Genomic DNA, 18,598 nt, shown 5'->3' on the forward strand with positions numbered 1-18,598 from the left:
ACGATGGCTGCCAAAGTTAACACGCCGGTCCGGTTCTGGATCATCGCGATCCTGCTTGTCCTGTGGGAGGCGGGAGGCTGCTACGCCTGTGTCACGCAGTTCAGACTTGGCGCGGCGGCGATGGGGCCAGTTGATGACTGGTCACTGAAATATTACGCCGCGCTGCCTGTCTGGTACAATTGGGTTTACGCTGTCGCTACTTTTGGGGGATTGCTGGGCGGTATGGCATTGCTGCTTCGCCAGTCATGGGCGGGGCCACTTTTCTGGATTTCGTTCGTCGCGATTGTCGTGATGTTCGGTTACGCGTTTGCCGCGACCGACCTCATTGCGCACAAGGGACTGGCCCAAGTGGTGCCATTTCCACTGTTTATTGCTGCGGTGGGCCTATTCTCGATCTGGTTTGCGCGGTTATCGTCGAGAAAAGGCTGGTGTGGCGGTTAAATCTGGCGGCCATAACCGGTCATTCGAAGTGGCGGCATATTCTGTAACAGCGGCAGTCTTGCCGGAGTGGCGGACCTCCAAAAACATCAACTGAACCAAGGGCCGTTTCCAGGGGGCACCTTGAGAGCGATGATCGTCTGCTATGTCAGCGCTCCGGTGGATTGAAGAGGTTGAAGGCTTCCGCAAACCTGATGTGGTTCAGTCTGTCCAATCGGCTTGCCTCGTGCCTCCCACATCGTGGGCGGCTGGAGGAGAGCTTTTCTTTAAGGCGACGTATCTGCCGATCGGGCTGAAACCTTTCATGTAAAAGGGTTCCCAACATCGCCGTCGCCCATCATTGTCTTGACCGGGAATGCTGAAAGGAATGGCAACTATGAAATCGATCCTTCTGAGCGCGAGCCTGCTGCTGGTTGCCATCCCGCCGGCTGCGCTGGCGCAGGACAGCAAGGACAAGCCCGAGGATACCGAGCAATGGTCGCCGGCGGTGCCGGTGGTGGCGTCGGGCGGCAGCGAGACCGCGTCTCCGCCCTCCGACGCGACGGTGCTGTTCGGGGGCAAGTCGCTTGACCAATGGGTGTCGGTGAAGGACGGCTCGGCGGCGCGCTGGACCGTGGCGGACGGGATGATGACCGTCCTGAAGGGGGCTGGCAACATCCAGACGCGTCAGTCCTTCGACAGCTATCAGCTCCATCTCGAATATCGCATCCCGGCGGGCATCACCGGCCAGGGGCAGGCGCGGGGCAACAGCGGCCTGTTCCTGGCCTCCACTGGTCCCGGTGATACGGGTTACGAGATGCAGATCCTGGACAGCTACCACAACGATACCTACGTCAACGGGCAGGCCGGTGCGATCTACAAGCAAGTGCCGCCGCTGGTTAACCCCGTGCGCAAGCCCGGAGAGTGGCAGAGCATCGACGTGGTGTGGACCAAACCTGTGTTTGCGGCGGACGGATCGTTGAAGAGCCCGGCCTATCTCACCGCGTTTCTAAATGGCGTGCTGGTGCAGAACCATGCTGAGCTGCGCGGCGAGACGACGTATGTCGGCAAGCCCAGCTACAAGCCCTATGATCGCGCGCCGATCAAGCTGCAAGCGCATGGCGACCAGAGTAAGCCGATCAGTTTTCGCAACATATGGGTGCGTGAATTGCCAGAAATTGCCAGATAAAAAGAGGCATGGGCCGGACCGCGTTGGGGCCTTGCTTCGACCCGGCGGGCTGGTGGCGCCGGATGAGGCAGTTTCCGGCCTGTTGCCAGTTGGTCGTACACACAGTCTATCGCCCGGATGTCGTTCGAATGTACGGCCGCTGTGCGATTGGAAGGGCAATTGTGGCTTTCAAGCCACCTCCCTCGGCGCATTGCAGACGCAACTCGCCATCGTGGCTTGCCGCAATGCTTTGCGCGATCGGAAGCCCCAGTCCACTGCCGCCGCTGTTTCGGTTTCTTGACGGCTCGGCACGATGGAAGGGGGCAAGAACGGCCTCCAGATCCTCTGGCGGGATGCCCTTGCCGCGATCGGAAACGCAGAGTTCGATCCGGTCGCCAACGGGATGGATCTCGACAATCGCTGACTCGCCATAAGTGACCGCATTGTCGATCAGATTGCTCAGGGCGCGGCGCAACTGCCCGGCATGCCCCATCACCAAAAGCCGTTCGTCCCCGCTGATAATGCTTTCCCTGAAGGTGACGGGGCGCCCCAGATCCATCTCATCCCCGACCACGGCCAGGGCCAGGGCGGTCAGATCGATGGCTTCGCTCTCGCTGCGGGAGCGTCCTGTGCGGGCCAGCATCAGGATGTCATCCAGCATGGCCGCCATGTCCTCGATCTTGGCAATGGCCGTCTCGCGATCGCCGAGAGGTTCCATCTGTTCAAGCCTGAGCCGTAAGGAGGCCAGCGGCGTGCGCAAATCGTGCCCGATCGCGCCGAGCATACGGTCCTTTTCATCCAGAAGACCGACCACGCGCCTGTTCATCGCATTGAAGGCGTTGATGGCTGCGGCAATATCGCCGGGGCCGGTCGGCGGAACGAAGTCCGGATTGCCCCTGCCGCCAAAAGCTTCGGCTGCTTGCGTGAGAGAGCGAAGTGGCCGCGCAATACGGGCCGCAATCCACAGGGCGGGCAGCAGCACGACACCATAGAGGATCGTGGTCGCCAGCAGCAGGCGGACTGTCAGGAAGGGTTCGGGCAGAGGCGCATAAATGCGCGCGGTGAACCACAGGCCATCAGGGCGCTGGAAGGCGAAATGCAGGACCTGCATGGCGGCAAGGCGTTCGGGGTCAGGCTTGTGCGGGTCGAGCGGGTCGGGCTTGGGGAAGGGCTTTCCGCCCGGCCCGATGCCCTGATGCGGAGGCGCGCTGGCGATGTGCACATCTCTGGCCGTGACGCCGAGGGCTTCGAGCGCATCAACCGTTTGCCGGACCAGCCTTGGGTCATCAGGCAAGGGGACGTCATTGTGGGTTTTAAGGTCGAAATAGGCGCCGCGGTGCGAACGCTCCTGAAGGAGCCGGCTGACAGCCGCGCTTTGCGTCCGCTGGGCATCGGCGGCAATGGCGGCAAAGTGATGGATGGCGGGGCCTTCGTTCTTGGCCAGGCTGAGCTTCTGCTGCTCGTTGAGAATGAGCGCCAGATTGGCCAATTGCGCGGCCAGCAGCGCGATGCCGAGCAGCAGACCAAGTTGAAACGTCAGGCTGGATCGCCGCAGATCCCTCATCGCACGCAGACGTCGGCGGTGAATATATAGCCGCCGCCCCAGACCGTCTTGATCAATTCGGGACTGGCAGGAACCGGCTCCAGCTTGCTGCGCAGCCGACGGATCTTGTTGTCGATGCTGCGGTCGAACAGGACGGCGTTCGGTCCCTCGCTCAGCTTCACCAATTGCTCGCGCGACAGCATCTGATGTGGATGGGTCACGAGGGCGTGCAGCAGGTTGAATTCGCTCTTGGGCAGAGGCGTCACGATGCCCTGCTCGTCAATCAGCTCGCGTCGGCCCGTGCGCAAGGTCCAGGAACCGAAGGTATAGGACTGGCTTTCCCGGCTCGGCAGCGGCCTGTGGCCGCCGCTTCGTCTCAGAACGGCGCCAATTCGGGCATACAGCTCGGCCGGCGAGAAGGGCTTGACGACATAGTCGTCACTGCCGGCATTCAGGCCGTTGATGCGATCGGCTTCTTCTGCCTTGGCGGTGACCAGAATGACGGGAATGGCGCTGGTGGCATGGATGAAGCGGGCCAGGGACAAGCCGCTTTCTCCCGGCAGCATCACATCGAGCAGGACCAGGCTGACGGGCTGGGTATTCAGGATGTGGCGGGCCTCGACCGTGTCTGCGGCGCACAGCACATGGCAGCCCTGACGGGCGAGATAGGCTGCGAGCATGTCGCGAATGTCGGGCTCGTCATCCACGATCAGAATATGGGGGCGAAGAGACGTGGACGTGGTCATGGCGAGAGTTACCGGAGGGAGAGATGCTTTTAAGGGCAGGGCCGCATCGCTTGCATAGCGGCTGTCTCCGGGATTTCTTCTACAAACACCATATTGTCATTGCGCTTCGACAATTCGACAAACTTTGCGACAAAGATTGATTTTTGCCAATGTCCGTGAACTGACTTGGCAAGTCTTGTCGCGCTTCATGGATCATATGTCCGGCGCGGATACAATTTGAATACACATAGGCTGCCCATACGGGATGGCGGTGATTTGGTGTTGTTTTACTGCAACATGAAGATTCTTAAATTTTTGCGCGTTGACCTATTGCAACGCATTTGCAAAAGCGCCTCCATCTTAATTGCAACTCACTATCAATAGGGAATCACATGGTCGGCAAGGCGCAGAAAAGGATCGGGCAAGGTGCCAGCACATTGGCAATGGGCTGCATCGGATTGTTTTCGGGCACGTTGCCCGCCATGGCGCAGGGCACCGATCAGGCAGGCCAGACCGGCGAGGGGCAAAATCTGGGCGGCGTGACCGTGACCGACACGGCCATCACCGAAGGCAGCTACAAGGTGGAGCGCATGGCCAGCCCCAAGGCGACCGCGCCCTTGCTGGACACGCCCAAGTCGATCACGGTCATCTCGCGCCAGGTCCTGGCCGACACCAACTCCTCGACGCTGTCCGAAGCGCTGCGCACCGTGCCGGGCATCACCATGGGCTCTGGCGAGGGCGGCAATCCGTTGGGCGACCGCCCCTTCATTCGCGGCGCGGATTCGCAGGCCTCCACCTATCTGGACGGCGTGCGCGACATCGCCGCCCAGACCCGCGAGACCTTCGATGTCGAAAGCATCGAGGTCACCAAGGGCTCGGACAGTGTGACCAACGGTTCCGGCAATGGCGGCGGTTCGATCAACATCGTGTCCAAGACGCCGACCGACAAGCGTTTCGCCCAGATCGACGGCAGCCTGGGCAATGCCGACTACAAGCGTGTGACGGTGGACATCAACCAGCCGCTCAGCGACTTTGTGGGCGTGCGTATCAATGGCATGTTTCACGATCAGGGCGTGGCCGGTCGCGACGCGATCTGGCAGAAGCGCTGGGGCATCGCGCCCTCGATCAAGTTTGGCCTCACCGGCCCCACCAGCCTTGAGCTGGACTGGTATCACCTGCATTCGACCGAACTGCCGGATTCGGGCATTCCCTATTTCACCACGATCAACAACCAGACTTCGGCCAATGCCGAAACCGCGCCTCTGTCGACCGCGCCGACCACGCTGATCAACGGGCAGACGATCACCCGCGCGCGCGGCGCCTTCTATGGCCTGATCGATCGCGATTTCCGCACCACCAATACCGATGCCCTGACCGCCCGCTTCGAACATAATTTCGAGAACGGCCTGAAGCTGCGCAACACCATGCGCTATTCCAACACGACGCAGGAATACATCTACACCCAGCCCGACGATTCGCAGGGCGATGTCTATGGTGTGGCGGCCTCGATCAACAACACGGCCAATTCGATGGTGCCGGGCACAGTGTGGCGCCGCGCGAACACCCGCTACAGCAAGCAGAGCGGCTTCGTCGATCAGCTCGATCTGTCGGGCAAGTTCAACACCGGCACGCTCAAGCACAGCTTTGCCGCCGCGCTGGAATACAGCTGGCAGGATTCGGGCTATGGCTCTTTCGTCTCGAACGCCGCGACCGGCACGGCATTGTCCACCGGCTCGACGCTGACCCCGCGTTGCACCAGTGCCGCCATTGCCAACTTCTACTGCACCTCGGCGGCCAATCCGAACCCGAACGACAATTGGGTCAGCACGGTCAGCGATACCTCGACCACGCCTGCCGCCATCCAGCGCAGCGCGCCCGCATCGATGGCGCTGGCCAACTCCTCGACCGTCTCGGCCAGCCTGTTCGACACGATCACGCTCACCGAAAAGTTGATGGTCAATCTTGGCGGCCGTTTCGACCGTTATGTCACCAATGCCAGCGCCGCCGTGGTCGCGCCCTACACCGCCAGCCGCACCTGGCAGGGCCGCACCGACAACATCTTCACCTATCAGGCGGGCCTGATCTACAAGCCCGTGCCCAACGGCAGCTTCTACATCTCGACCGGTTCCTCGACGGTGCCGCCCGGCTCCTTCCTGGCGCAGGGCAGCGAGGACAATGCGGTGGCCTCCGCCACCATCGATCCCAACACGCTCAAGGTGCAGAAGACCACTTCCTATGAGGTGGGCACCAAGTGGAGCCTGTTCGACGACCAGTTTGCGCTGAGCCTCGACGTGTTCCAGACCCGTACGACCAATGCCCGTTACACCGACTCGAACGGCACCGTGGCCTTTATCGGCGAGAAGCGCGTGCGCGGCGTCGAGGTTGGCTTCAGCGGCAATGTCACGGCCAAATGGAGCGTGTTCGGCGGCTACACCTATATGCCCTCCAAGGTGCTGAACGCGGGTTACACCGCCACCACCGGCACCAATGCCAGCGGTGCGGCGGCAACGGTCTATGCCCCGGCGGCGCTCACCGGCCATGCCTTCCCCAACACGCCGACCAACAGCTTTACCCTTTTCACCAATTACAAGGTGACGCCCAAGTTCAGCCTGGGCGGCGGGGCAATCTATATGGGCAAGGTCTATGGCGGTTTCTCGGACAGCCGGACCTACACCAATGGCGTGCTGTCCATCGTGAAGACCCGCGCGGTCTATGTGCCGGATTACTGGCGCTTCGATGCCAATGCTTCGTATCAGCTCAATGAGCGGATCGGCCTGCGGGTCAGCGCACTCAACATCACCAACAAGCTGTATTACGATCAGGCCTATGCAACGCACTATGCGCATCAGGCTGCTGGTCGCACGGTGATCGGCACGCTCAGCCTGAAGTATTGAGCATGGTATCGGCTTTTGGCAGGGGGGCTTCGTGCCCCCCTGCCTTCCTCCCCGTCACGGGCTTCCCTGGCGGAATAATACGGCCCGCGCCGCTTTTACGGGAGGTTTCAGTTCTGGAGTGCCGGATGAATGAAGGCCCGCTTTCGACGATCATGAAAGGGGTTTTGGACGGCGGCTTTCTCAACGGCATCGGAACTGATCAGGGCTGCAATGCGGCTTTTGCACTCCGGGTAATCACCAAATGGTCGGTATCCTGTGGCTCTACGGCTTCTGGCTCATGAGGTTGAAGCAGCCCTTTGTTGCGCAGCACGGCAAGGCCGTAGACCGTCGACCAATAGCCCACCACTCTTGAGATCCGGTCGTTGGGCAAGTTGGCCGGGAGAGCTTCGGTGATCGCATCAAGGAGTGCCTGAGAGCCTCGGCGCTGATAGACAAGCAATTCGGGAGCGGGCGCCGGCGTTGTGAGCTCGCTTTCGTACATGAGTTCCATGAGTCTGGGCTGGTGCTGCGCAAAGTCGAGATAAGCCCGGCCCAGCGCCACAAGGCGATCGAGCGGCGGCAGTTTCAGAATGTCAGGCGCTTGTGTCGGGGCGATCAGATCTTCGAAGCCTTCGATGGCGATGGCCAGCAGCAGGGCCCGGCGGTCCGAGAAATGATGATAAGGCGCGCCACTGGTGACGCCAACCATTTGCGCAAGACCGCGCAAGGACAGGGTGTGATAGCCCTGCTGTGCGATCATGTCCCGCGCAGCCGCGAGCAGATCGCGCCTGAGGTCTTCCTTATGATAGGTTGTGGCGCGTGCCATCATCTGTCCATTTTTATCGCCTTTGCCACCCTTCCCTAACAGTCCCGAGCGTTGGGGCAAGTCCTCGCAAAACAGGGCTTGCCGCGAATCTAAACATCGCTTAAATTAATCTAAGCGATGTTTAGATAACAGATGAACACGGGGAGGGACAGCGTATGACGATACCTAAGGGGCGCATTGCAATTGTCGGAGCGGGGCCGGCTGGTATGGCCACCGCGCTTGCCGCCATCAGGCTGGGTTTCGATGTGACGCTTTTCGAGCGAGCAAGGGAGATCAAGGCGGCGGGCAATATTCTCAATCTCTGGCCGCCGCCGCAGAAGGTGCTCAAGCTGATTGGCGTTGATACGCAGGATTTGGGCGCGCCGTGCCACACCTATTTCGAGAACGCCAAGGGCAAGCGCCGCGCCGATGTTCAGTTGCCCGAAGAGGTTGAGGCCGAATATGGTGGTGGCTTCATCGGCCTGCTGCGCTGGGGCCTGTACCAGCGGATGATCGATGCTCTTCCGCCCGGTGTTCTGAAGCTGGACCATCATGTGGTGTCGGTCGAGGACAGGGGCGACAGCGTGCGCCTGACCTTCGCCAATGGCACGGTTCATGATGCCGATGTGCTGGTCGGAGCCGATGGCATCAACTCCTTTGTCCGCAAGCATCTGTGGGGTGACGAGCCGATCCGGCATCAGCGCCTCCATCTGGTGGGGGGCTATCTGTTCCTCGACAAGGAGCCCGAGGGCGTGGGCATCATTGCCCACAACCGCACCACCCAGGTCAGCTACACGCCGATCCGGCACGAGGGCAAATGGGGCTATGAATGGTGGGTTCTGGAAGCCTGCGATCCATCGGCTGCGCCACCGTCGGACCTGATCGGCTTTTGCCGTGAGCGGGCTCGCGGCTTTCCCAAGACCGTGCGGGATCTGCTGGAAGCGACCCCGCTTGAGCATATGCAGCGCTGGGAAATCCGTGATCGGCCGCCTTTGCGCGCGTGGAGCAAGGGGCGCATCGCGCTGGTGGGCGATGCGGCGCATCCAACCTCTCCCTATGCCGCCTATGGCGCAGGCATGTCGATCGAGGATGGCTATTTTCTGGCGCGCGAACTGGCTGCGATCGACATGGCGGATACAGGTGCGGTCCGGTCCGCTTTGCTGGCCTTTGAAAAACGGCGGATCCCGCACACCGTGCAGGTCACTCAGGGCGCCTATTTTACGGGCAAGATCTTCCATCACTGCCCCCGCTGGTTGCGCCCGCTGCGGGACTGGGTGTTTGATCATACGCCCTTCCTGCAGAAGATGGTGGGCGACGACATGCCCAGGCACATCCTGTCGCAACTCGCCGAGATCGAGGACGCGCCGCCCTATGTGCCGGTGCACAAGCGGGTGCAGGCACAGATATCCTGACGCGGGCAAGCCTTCGGGAGCGTGATCGCTTTGGGCATGAAGGCCCAGGTGGATCTATTCGTTTCATGATTGGATGACCATAAAATCAAAAAATTTTGATGATGGCATTCATGTTGCCATTCTGCATTCAACAAAAAAGGGGAGAGGATCATGAGGCTGAAAACAGCTCTAATTGCGTCAACCTTGCTGGCGCCGGTTGTTCTGACCGCGCCGGTTCAGGCCCAGACCGTCACGGATGCGCCGTCAGACGTGGCACGCTCCGCCAAGTCGGACGGGGCCGATCACGGTATTCAGGAGATCATCGTCACCGCGCAGCGCCGGTCGGAAAATCTCCAGAAGACCGCTCTGGCGGTCAGCGCGGTGGCCGGAGATGCACTGGTCAAGCAATCGATCAGTCAGGCCACCGATCTGACGCGGCTGGTGCCCGCTTTGCAGATCGCGCCGGCGGCCTCCTATACGCAGATCTATCTGCGCGGCATCGGTACCTTCGGCGCCAATGCCTTCGCCGATCAGGGCGTCGCCTTCAATCTGGACGGCATCTATCTGTCGCGCCCCGCCGCCCCTGCCGCGCTGTTCTACGACCTTGAACGCATGGAGGTGCTCAAGGGACCGCAGGGCACGCTTTACGGGCGCAATGCCTCGGGCGGCGCGGTCAATGTCATCACGGCCAAGCCCAGGCTGGGCGAGACCTCGGGCTTTGTGAACGGCGAGTATGGCAACTATAATGCGGTGAAGGTGTCAGGTGCCGTCAACCTGCCCATCGGTGACAGATGGGCTTTGCGCGTTTCGGGCCAGCATGCCAGCCATGACGGTTACTACAGCGACGGTTACGATGACGAGAACACCCAGGCCGCCCGCGCGCAGCTCAAGTTCGATTCCCGCACCGGTTTCGATGCGACGCTGATGCTCGATTATGGCCATGTCGGCGGCAAGGGATCGGGTGGCACGATCATGCCGCTGATCGGCAACGGACGCCTGGGGCCCAGCGATCCCGCCGTCGTCGCGGCCTATCTGGCCGCCAGCCCCACGGCGCCTGTGCCTCAGGTCGTTACCCAGCCCAATGGCTTTCAGAGCAACAATTTCTACGGCGCCGCGCTGACGGTGAACCAGGAGTTGGGGTTCGCCAAATTAACGGTCATTCCCGCCTTCCGCGAGACCGATCTCAACTTTCTGTCCTATGCCTCGGGCTTTTACATCCGCGATCAAGAATACACCCATCAGAGTTCGGTGGAGGCCCGGCTGGCCAACAGTAAGGGCATGCTCAACTGGGTTGTGGGTGGCTACTTCTTTGACGAGCGTGTTCACGCCAGCCAGAACTACAACCAGGGATCGAACATCCTGCTGGTGACGCCGAACCTTGCCACACAGAGCCTTGCCGCATTTGGCCAGGCAACCGTCACCGTGGCGCCCAAATTTCGCCTGACCGGAGGCTTGCGCTATACCGACGATCACAAAACGCAGAACAGCGCTGTCGTAAATTCCCCCTTCGTGGGTTTCGTCAGTCCGGCCACGGGCAATTTCACACCCATCTTTAATCCCGTCACGTCGCAGGCGATCAGCGACGTGCATTTCCGCAAGGCAACATGGAAGGCTGGCGCGGAATTTGATGCCGGTCCGCGCAGCCTGCTGTATGCCTCGGTGGCGACCGGCTTCAAATCGGGTGCGCTTTACGCGGCGCAAACGAACAACAGCTCGCAGCCCGAAAACCTGACCGCCTACACGCTGGGGTCGAAGAACCGGTTCCTCGACAACCGGCTGCAACTCAATTTCGAAGCCTTCCTGTGGGATTACAAGAACCAGCAGATTTCCCACCTCGGCCCGGTCCAGATCGCCACCAGCCCGGCTGGCGCCATCTATGCTCCGGTGTTTCTCACGGAAAACGCGGGCTCTGCGCGTCTGCATGGCGTCGAGGCTGAGCTGGTCTTCAAGCCTGACGCGGCCAATCTCTTCACCGCCGATGTCCAGTGGCTTCATGCCCGTTATCGCACCTTCCGCTACAATGCCTATTCGGCCACCGGCGGTGCGCCTGCCGTGGGCTGCGCGGTCGCCCCGACGAGCCTCATCGGCGCGAGCAGCGGCGCGGCCATCTACAGCGTCGACTGCTCCGGCAAGCCCTTGGCCAACGCGCCGGACTGGACGTTCAACATGGGCTATGAACACCATGTCACGCTCGGGGACGGCAGCCATCTGACCTTCGCGGCGAACAGCCGTATCCAGACGGGCAGCTATGTCTCGATCGACTATCTTTCGGCTGGCTATCAGGGCACCTACACCACCTCCGACGCGCGGATCGAATTCGAGCCGGCGAACGGCAAACTGACGCTGGCAGCCTTCGTGAACAATCTGGAAAACAACACGATCTTTGCTGCGGCCTTCCAAAGCCCGGTCAAGAATGGCGTACTCTACAACCAGTTGCGCCCGCCGCGTACCTATGGCTTGCGCGCCTCCTACCGTTTTTGACATGCTCGCGCGGGCAGGGGAGAAAACCTGTCCGCGCAATCGGTACGTAGACGGCAGGCAATCCCGGCCGGATCAAGGCTTGTCGGGCAAAGCGGCGCTTGCTGTCAGCATGCCTGTCATGGGCGTGTCGCGCCCGATAAAAAGTTCCGCGATCAGGGTCCTGAGCCAGGTCGCCGCCGGGTCCCGATGATGGCTGCGATGCCAGAATTGCTTCAACTCGATCAGCCTTGTGTCGAAGGGCGGGGCGATGAGGCGCAAGTGCGCCATGGAGGCAAACAACTCACCAACCGCATAGGGAACCGTCGAGATCAGATCCGATCCGGCGACGAGCAGCGGAACACTCATGAAATGGGGCGATTCAAGCACGACCCTGCGTGACAGGCCCAGATGTCTCAAGCGCGCTTCAAACAGCTCCTGGCTTCGACCTTTCTGCGCAACGACGATATGGCCCAGTGACAGAAAAGTTTCGAGATCGAGCACATCCCGGATCTTGGGATGCTCGGCGCGGGCGATGCAGACGAAGGGGTGATCGAAGAGCTTTTGCGTCATGAAGGCGCTACCCTGGAGATCGGGAAAATAGCCCAGAGCCAGATCGACCGTCCCATCCGCCATCGCGCGCTCAAGTTCGGCGGGAGGCAGCGAGTGGCATCGCAAGGTGATGCCCGGCGCGCGGCGTTCAAGCTCGGAAATCAGTCGGGGCAGGAACACCAACTCGCCAATGTCCGATGTGCTGATCGCAAAGCGGTGTTCGGAGCGTGCCGGATCGAAGCCGGGCTGGGCAAGCAGTTCCTTGTCGACAGTGTTCAGGATACGGCGGACCGGCTCGCGCATGCGCTCGGCCATGGCGGTGGGCGCCATGGCATTGCCCTGGCGAACCAGCAGGTCATCGGCGAAGAAGCTGCGCAGCTTGTTCAAGGCAAAGCTTACATTGGGCTGGCTCATGCCCAGGCGGCGTGCTGTCGCGTTGACGCCCCTTTCCTCAAGAAGGCTGTCGAGCACGACAAGCAGGTTAAGGTCGAGTCTGCGGTAATCCATCCTACTAATATAGCTTATCCGGATAAGCAGTTACACCAATCAGTGAGAGGGGCGCTAATCTCGGCCGCATCGAATGAGAGGATGACCGATGAGTCTGCGCGATCAAACCCTGCCGCCCTTTGTCCACAATGCCTGGTATGTTGCGGGTTGGGCGGATGAGCTGAAATCAGGCGAGCGTTTGGGGCGCACCTTCCTTGGTCAGCCTGTCGCCCTGTTTCGCACCGCTTCCGGCCAGGTGGGGGCTCTGGAAGATCGCTGCGTTCATCGCGCCATGCCGTTGAGCGCTGGTGTTGTGGATGGCGAAGCCTTGCGCTGCCTTTATCATGGACTGGAATTTGGCACACATGGCCGGTGCACGCATATTCCGGCGCAGGACAAGATCCCTGCCACTGCCAAGGTGCGCAGTTTTCCGCTGGTCGAGCGCGATGCGATGCTGTGGATCTGGATGGGCGACGCCGAAAGGGCCGATGAGAACGCGATCCCCGACTATGCCTTCCATCGCGATCCAGTCTGGGCGTGGCGCGGCGCTCATTTCCATGTGAAGGGCAACTGGCAGTTGCTGATCGACAATTTGATGGACCTCTCCCATCTCCCCTATATTCATCCCCATACGATCGGGGGTAATCCGGAACTGCATTTCAAAACTAGGACTGTGGCGACCCGACAGCCCAATGGGGTGCGTGTCGAGCGACGCATGCCCGCTTCCGTGCCTCCTCCGACCTATGTTGCCGCAAAAGGCTTCAAGGGGCTTGTTGATCGCTGGCAGGAGATCGAGTTTGAGCCGATTTTGATCCGTATCCATACTGGTGCCTGCGACGAAGGCACTGGAGCCTATGACGGCAAGCGCGAGCATGGGTTTTCGATGCGTGGTTTCCACGGGATCACACCGGAGACGGAAAGCACCACGCACTATTTCTGGTCGATGGCAACAAACGTGACCACCGGTGACATACCCGATCTTGTTTTCGAGCAGACGGCCCGAACCTTTGAGGAAGATCAGATCGTCCTCGAGCTGCAGCAGCGCCGGATTGAGCAGAGCCCGGAGCGGCCGATCATGGACATTGCAAGCGATGTGGGAGGGCGATTTACGCGCCAGTTCATTCGGAACCTGCTGCGCAACGATGGGGCCAATGGGCAGGTCAATCTGGTGTCAAGCGAAGGAGGGGAACAATTCGCGGTCGGGCAGGCCGGTTCTGCGGAAAATTGAAATAAGATCAGCAATTTTGCGCGGCAGTGTCGCGCTGAATGGAGAGCGGATTTCGAGCCCTCCATTCAGCGCCGTGAAGGTCTGCTATGTCAACGGCCCCTGACCGAGGGCCGGCCGCATAACCTCATGATCCCGATCAGCGCGCCTCCAGCACCATGTTGAACGGGCCTTGGGTGGCACGTCGCACGCTTGCAAAGCCGCCCTCGCGCATAATCCGGGCCAGCCTTTGTTCTCCGGCTTGGGCCCCGAGCGCTTCACCGACCTCCTGATCCAGCGATGTCGGCACGCAAATCATGGTGGAGGCATTGTAATAGAGCCGCCCCACGGGATTCAGATTATCGGCTGGCGCGTCGCCGGCAATGGGCTCGACGACCATCCAGATGCCACCATCCGCAAGGATCCGGCGCATGTGGATGGCGCAACCGCGTGGATCGCCCATGTCGTGCAGGCAATCATACATCGTGATCAGGTCGAAGCCGTCTTCGGTAATGTCCTTCGCCGCCGCCACTTCGAATGTGACGCGGTCAGCAAGGCCATGGTCCTGTGCATGTCGCCTTGCCTCCTCGATCGAGGGTGCATGGAAGTCAAAGCCGATGAACCGGCTTTCCGGATAGGCCTCGGCCATCAGCAGGGTCGAGAAACCGACACCGCATCCGACATCCGCGACCTTGGCGCCGCCGCGAAGGCGTGCCTCCATGCCATTCAGCGCCGGAATCCAGTTCTGAACGATGTTGTTGACGTATCCGGGCCGGAAGAAAGCACCCGTCGCGCAAAACAGACAGCCGGCATGATCGCCCCAGCGCACGCCTGTGCCATGGCGGAAACAGTCCTCGACCTTGGCTTCCGCCTCGATCATCGCCGCCACAAGCTCGAAGGCTCCGGCAAGGTAGACCGGGCTGTCCCGGTTGACGAAAACCATGGCCTGTTCCGGCGACAGGCTGAACCGATCCGAGGCCGGGTCGAACTCCACATAGCCGTTCGCAGCCTGCGCGAGCGCCCATTCGCGGACATAGCGGTCATGCAGGCCGCCTGCCCTTACGGCCAGTTCCTGCGCGCTGGCGGGCGACCGGGCCAAGGCATCGAACAGGCCGAGCCGCATGCCGATGCGAACCGTCGGCACGCTCATCGCACCGCCCAGATCGCCGAGCATCTTTCCAACGAACGCGTGTAGCTTTGTTTCATCGATGATGGGCGGCATGATTTCGCTCCTTCCTTGAGGTCGCGTCACGCGCGACTCCACAGAACGCTCGATTGGCCGGATGATAGCATAATCGACGCAAGCTGACCCTGGCTGCCATAACGTCGCCTATGGGACGCCTGCCTTTTGCAACACTGCCTTGTGGGAAGCCGAAAGCTGGAACCTCCACGGCGGTTTTCCTACGATGAGTGTCCCACGCGCGACAAGGAAGCTGACCAGATAGGCCACCGAATCCGGTTGGCCGCCATGGTTGCCACGGTCGTCGATAATCAAGGCTCTGCAGCCCTTTAGGCTGGTCATCACCTTGTCGAGCGCCTCTTTAAACATCGGTTTTGGGAAAAAGGCCGTGATCTGGATATAGCCAATGCCACCCGCCAGCCAATCGGCGCGAACGATCCCGGCCTCATTGCGGGGCACCGGAGCGGCGGTTGCCGGATGCGGCGGTCCGGCAGCCAGTGACCATACCTGCAAATGCTTGTCATGGGCGATGGCATCAACGTCTGATGACAGCCTTGCGGTAAAGGCCACCAGGTCAGGCTGGGCATCATAAGAGCCGGTGGCCAACGAGGTGGTGATGGCGTTAGCCGCGCGCTCTCCAATATCGGGGAAGACATAGCGTTGGCGCAAAGCCTGCGCGAGGCCGGCGACGATCTCGCTGCGATCTTGCGCAGTAAGCGTCGGAACAGAAGCAGCGGTCTGCGCATGCAGGGTGGATCCCACCGCGCTGCCGAGAAGCAGGTTTGCGAATAGACCTAAACGCAGGGCCTTCATGCTGGAAGCCTTTCCCAAAAGCCCGATCTCGAGCATCACACAGCTATCGTGGATACTGTGATATCCTACCAAAAATCTTCTGTGCCTAGAGGGGTTTGCGTTTGGATTGGCGGCTTGGCCGTTTTTCGCCCGATGCCCTGGAGCGAACCCGATCCAGGCATGTCAGTCTCACCTCCGTCTGACTTGGCAAGTGGCTGTAATGTGAATGGATGGCTGCTGTCGAGAGTTGGGTCCAGGACTGGGAGTGGCAGTATGTTCGCGCATGGTGATGGCCTCGATGATGCCGACCGGGATCGGCCTTCTGGTACGACGGCGACTCCGAGCAGGGCTCTCCTCGGGGCAAATTCGCGGCAAGCGGGGCGCATGGTCGAAGATCACGCATAGGAATTCATTTGCCGCTGCAAGAGCAGCCTGTTGGCCATAATCGTCCAGTTGGATGGTTATCTGTATGTATTTTATGCGAATTATATTCGCAGCGTAAGGTGCCAAATTGTCACAGATTTTGGCGCGTTGTTTCGCGGCCTTGACAGGAAACCTCCGCTGTAAAACCTATGTAAAGGCAGATCACGAGAAACGTGAATGCCGACTGGGAGAGGGGAAAATGCAGAGAACTGCCCTGGCGGGCCTTGTATCCGCCATATCCATTGTTGCGTCTTCGAACGCCTATGCCCAAACAAATGAGACACGGTCGGACGGTGACATCATCGTTACTGCCACGCGGGAAAGCACGTTACTGTCCAAGACACCGGTGGCCATCACTGCGATTTCCGGCGACGGCTTGCGCAGCAAGGGCATCGCCAATCCTGCCAATCTGGGCGAACAGGTGCCCAATCTTTCGATCGATCGCACCAATGGCCTGCAGATCACCATCCGCGGCGTAACCAGCACCGACGGCACCGAAAAAGGCAATCCTTCCGCCGCCTTCCTGCTTGACGGCATCTACATCGCCCGCCCACAGGAGGCCGATGTCAGCTTTCTCGACATCAACCATATCGAGGTTCTCAAGGGCCCACAGGGCACGCTCTATGGCCGTAACACCACGGCTGGCGTGATCAATGTCATCACCAACAAGCCTGAATTCGGCAAGCTCTCGGCGGGAGGAAATATCGGATATGGCAATTACAATGCCATCAATGCCGATGCCTTCTTCAACGCTCAGGCGACGGATTGGGCGGCCTTCCGCCTGTCGGTTAACTATGACTCGCGCGACACCTACACCAAACCGGCCAGCAATGACCCCTATTTCAACAAGAACTTCCGCACGAATATCAGTGTGCGCCTACAGGGCCTCTTCAAGCTGGGCGAGAATGGCGACCTTCTGCTGCGCGGAGCCTATTCCAAGCTGAATGGATCGCGCGATTCTTCTTTGCCGACCAGCAATTTCTATAACATCCAGTCCGGTGCCACCGCCGGTTCGCCACGCACCGCCACCTGGGCGCCGATTGGCAACACCAGCCAGGCGCTGACCAGCACGCTGGCCTCTGCCTCGTTCAACACGCCTTTGCCGACAGGGATCTCTCCCAATCAGTATGGCGGCGGCAACGTCAATTCCTCCAAGCCCGATGTGAACGACATTGCCTACAATGTGGATGCCGAACTGAACTATAATTTTGGCCCGCTCAAGGGAACCTATCTGGGTTCGGTGCGGCAATACAATGCTAAGGAAAACAGCAATGCGCTGATCGGCGTCAATCTTCCGGGCACCTTCAACGGTGACTATACGCAGCAATCGCATGAACTGCGTCTGGCCAGCACAGGGCAGGGGCCGCTGAAGATTCAGGGCGGCCTCTATTACTTCCGCGAGGAATCGCGCATCGCCTATTACATCTACAATCTGGCGCCTGCCGCTTTTGGCAACACCTATATCTATGGCTTCCCCCAGCACACGATTTCGGCCACCAAGGGGGCCTTCACCCAGGGCACCTACAAGGTGACCGATCATATCCGTCTGACGGCGGGCGTGCGCTACACGGCCGACGACCTTAGTCGCTATGGCCATACGGTGCACATCAACAGCCTGGGTTCGAACGTCTATGCTGGCGGACTCTACAACCTCACGCCGGGCGCGGCTGACCGTAGCTATGTCAATGACGGCGAAATCAAGAGCAACAAGGTCACGTGGCGCGGCGGTTTCGATGCCGATATCGGGCGTGGCCTGCTCTATGGCTCGGTGGCCAGCGGCTACAAGGAGGGTGGCTTTGGCGACGGCTGCTCCAGCGGGGCTGCAGGCCAGTCACTGGTGACAACCCAGGGCGAGCGCTGCAACTATGCGTTGGGTGATCAGCATGCGATCTATTACCAACCTGAAACCCTGATCGATTATGAGCTGGGCTTTCGCGGCACGATTGTCCCCGGTGTGAAGATCGACACCAATCTGTTCTACTATGATTACAAGAACCTGCAATTGAGCGCCATCGTGCCGGTCAATGGCGCCAATCAGACGATCACCACCAATGCCGGCCGGGCATCGGTGCTGGGCTGGGAATTCGAGGCGCAGTTCACCCCCGTTCACAACTTCAACCTGACCACCGGCATCGACCTGACCGACGGCCATTACCGCCAGTTCTGCCCCAGCGGCCTGGACAGTTCCGGCAATTGCACCGTCAATTCCAGCGGCCAGCTGGCCAATTATGCCGGGCAGAAGCTGGATCGCACGCCCTCGCGCGTCATTTACGTCAATGCCAGCTATCTGGTGCCGGTGGGCGAGGGTGATGTGCAACTGAATGTGGGCACGCGCCTGTCCACCGCCTATTCGGTGACTGTCTTCGGGGACAACGGACCCTATTGGCTGAAATTGTGGACCCCGGCCCAGACCAAGACCCAGGCCAGCGTCACCTACAATGCGCCCGGCCACCGCTGGTATCTGAGCGCCTATATCAAGAACATCGAAAACAATGTCTCGCTGGTCGCTGGCAGCGCCAGCTCGGTCACCATGTCCGATCCGCGCACCTTCGGGCTGCGCGCGGGTTTCCATTACTGACCCT

The 18,598-nt window shown here is 60.4% G+C and carries 13 protein-coding genes; 7 read left to right on the plus strand and 6 right to left on the minus strand.

The window, feature by feature from the left end:
- Positions 1-3: 3 nt before the first annotated feature.
- The gene (locus ABDW49_RS23975; RefSeq protein ID WP_343615898.1) at positions 4-441 is read left to right on the plus strand and encodes a hypothetical protein; all 438 of its coding nucleotides are present in this window, start codon (positions 4-6) and stop codon (positions 439-441) included.
- A 373-nt stretch (positions 442-814) separates the two neighbouring features.
- On the plus strand, positions 815-1,606 hold the full coding sequence (locus ABDW49_RS23980) for a DUF1080 domain-containing protein (RefSeq protein ID WP_343615899.1): 792 nt from the start codon (positions 815-817) through the stop codon (positions 1,604-1,606).
- Positions 1,607-1,712: 106 nt separating this feature from the next.
- Here ABDW49_RS23980 and ABDW49_RS23985 read toward each other — a convergent pair whose 3' ends face one another.
- Both ABDW49_RS23985 and ABDW49_RS23990 read right to left on the minus strand, forming a co-directional pair.
- Positions 1,713-3,149: a HAMP domain-containing sensor histidine kinase gene (locus ABDW49_RS23985; protein WP_343615900.1), complete on the minus strand. Its 1,437-nt coding sequence runs from the start codon at positions 3,147-3,149 to the stop codon at positions 1,713-1,715.
- Positions 3,146-3,874, minus strand: a complete 729-nt coding sequence (locus ABDW49_RS23990; RefSeq protein ID WP_343615902.1) for a response regulator transcription factor — start codon at positions 3,872-3,874, stop codon at positions 3,146-3,148. The genes ABDW49_RS23985 and ABDW49_RS23990 overlap by 4 nt, the downstream gene beginning before the upstream one ends.
- A gap of 371 nt (positions 3,875-4,245) precedes the next feature.
- Here ABDW49_RS23990 and ABDW49_RS23995 point away from each other — a divergent pair, with 371 nt between their 5' ends.
- Positions 4,246-6,747 (plus strand): TonB-dependent receptor, encoded by a 2,502-nt coding sequence (locus ABDW49_RS23995; RefSeq protein WP_343615904.1) that lies wholly within the window; start codon positions 4,246-4,248, stop codon positions 6,745-6,747.
- Positions 6,748-6,946: 199 nt separating this feature from the next.
- Here the strand turns inward: ABDW49_RS23995 and ABDW49_RS24000 are convergent, their stop codons facing one another.
- The gene (locus tag ABDW49_RS24000) at positions 6,947-7,555 is read right to left on the minus strand and encodes a TetR/AcrR family transcriptional regulator (protein ID WP_343615905.1); all 609 of its coding nucleotides are present in this window, start codon (positions 7,553-7,555) and stop codon (positions 6,947-6,949) included.
- A 152-nt stretch (positions 7,556-7,707) separates the two neighbouring features.
- Between ABDW49_RS24000 and ABDW49_RS24005 the strand changes: the two genes are divergently transcribed.
- Both ABDW49_RS24005 and ABDW49_RS24010 read left to right on the plus strand, forming a co-directional pair.
- Entirely contained in the window at positions 7,708-8,943 is a 1,236-nt protein-coding gene (locus tag ABDW49_RS24005) for an NAD(P)/FAD-dependent oxidoreductase (RefSeq protein ID WP_343615907.1), read from the plus strand.
- A 150-nt stretch (positions 8,944-9,093) separates the two neighbouring features.
- On the plus strand, positions 9,094-11,403 hold the full coding sequence (locus tag ABDW49_RS24010) for a TonB-dependent receptor (RefSeq protein WP_343615909.1): 2,310 nt from the start codon (positions 9,094-9,096) through the stop codon (positions 11,401-11,403).
- Positions 11,404-11,475: 72 nt separating this feature from the next.
- Here the strand turns inward: ABDW49_RS24010 and ABDW49_RS24015 are convergent, their stop codons facing one another.
- On the minus strand, positions 11,476-12,438 hold the full coding sequence (locus ABDW49_RS24015) for a LysR family transcriptional regulator (protein ID WP_343615911.1): 963 nt from the start codon (positions 12,436-12,438) through the stop codon (positions 11,476-11,478).
- A gap of 88 nt (positions 12,439-12,526) precedes the next feature.
- Between ABDW49_RS24015 and ABDW49_RS24020 the strand changes: the two genes are divergently transcribed.
- Positions 12,527-13,645 carry an aromatic ring-hydroxylating dioxygenase subunit alpha gene (locus ABDW49_RS24020; protein ID WP_343615913.1) on the plus strand — a complete coding sequence of 373 codons (1,119 nt, stop codon included), beginning with the start codon at positions 12,527-12,529 and terminating at the stop codon, positions 13,643-13,645.
- Between the two features lie 136 nt (positions 13,646-13,781).
- Here ABDW49_RS24020 and ABDW49_RS24025 read toward each other — a convergent pair whose 3' ends face one another.
- On the minus strand, positions 13,782-14,843 hold the full coding sequence (locus ABDW49_RS24025; protein WP_343615915.1) for a class I SAM-dependent methyltransferase: 1,062 nt from the start codon (positions 14,841-14,843) through the stop codon (positions 13,782-13,784).
- Between the two features lie 108 nt (positions 14,844-14,951).
- Entirely contained in the window at positions 14,952-15,650 is a 699-nt protein-coding gene (locus tag ABDW49_RS24030) for a S41 family peptidase (protein WP_343617380.1), read from the minus strand.
- Positions 15,651-16,362: 712 nt separating this feature from the next.
- Between ABDW49_RS24030 and ABDW49_RS24035 the strand changes: the two genes are divergently transcribed.
- Positions 16,363-18,594 carry a TonB-dependent receptor plug domain-containing protein gene (locus tag ABDW49_RS24035; RefSeq protein ID WP_343615917.1) on the plus strand — a complete coding sequence of 744 codons (2,232 nt, stop codon included), beginning with the start codon at positions 16,363-16,365 and terminating at the stop codon, positions 18,592-18,594.
- The last annotated feature ends 4 nt before the right edge of the window (positions 18,595-18,598 follow it).

Source organism: Novosphingobium sp. (assembly GCF_039595395.1).
Lineage (GTDB): Bacteria > Pseudomonadota > Alphaproteobacteria > Sphingomonadales > Sphingomonadaceae > Novosphingobium.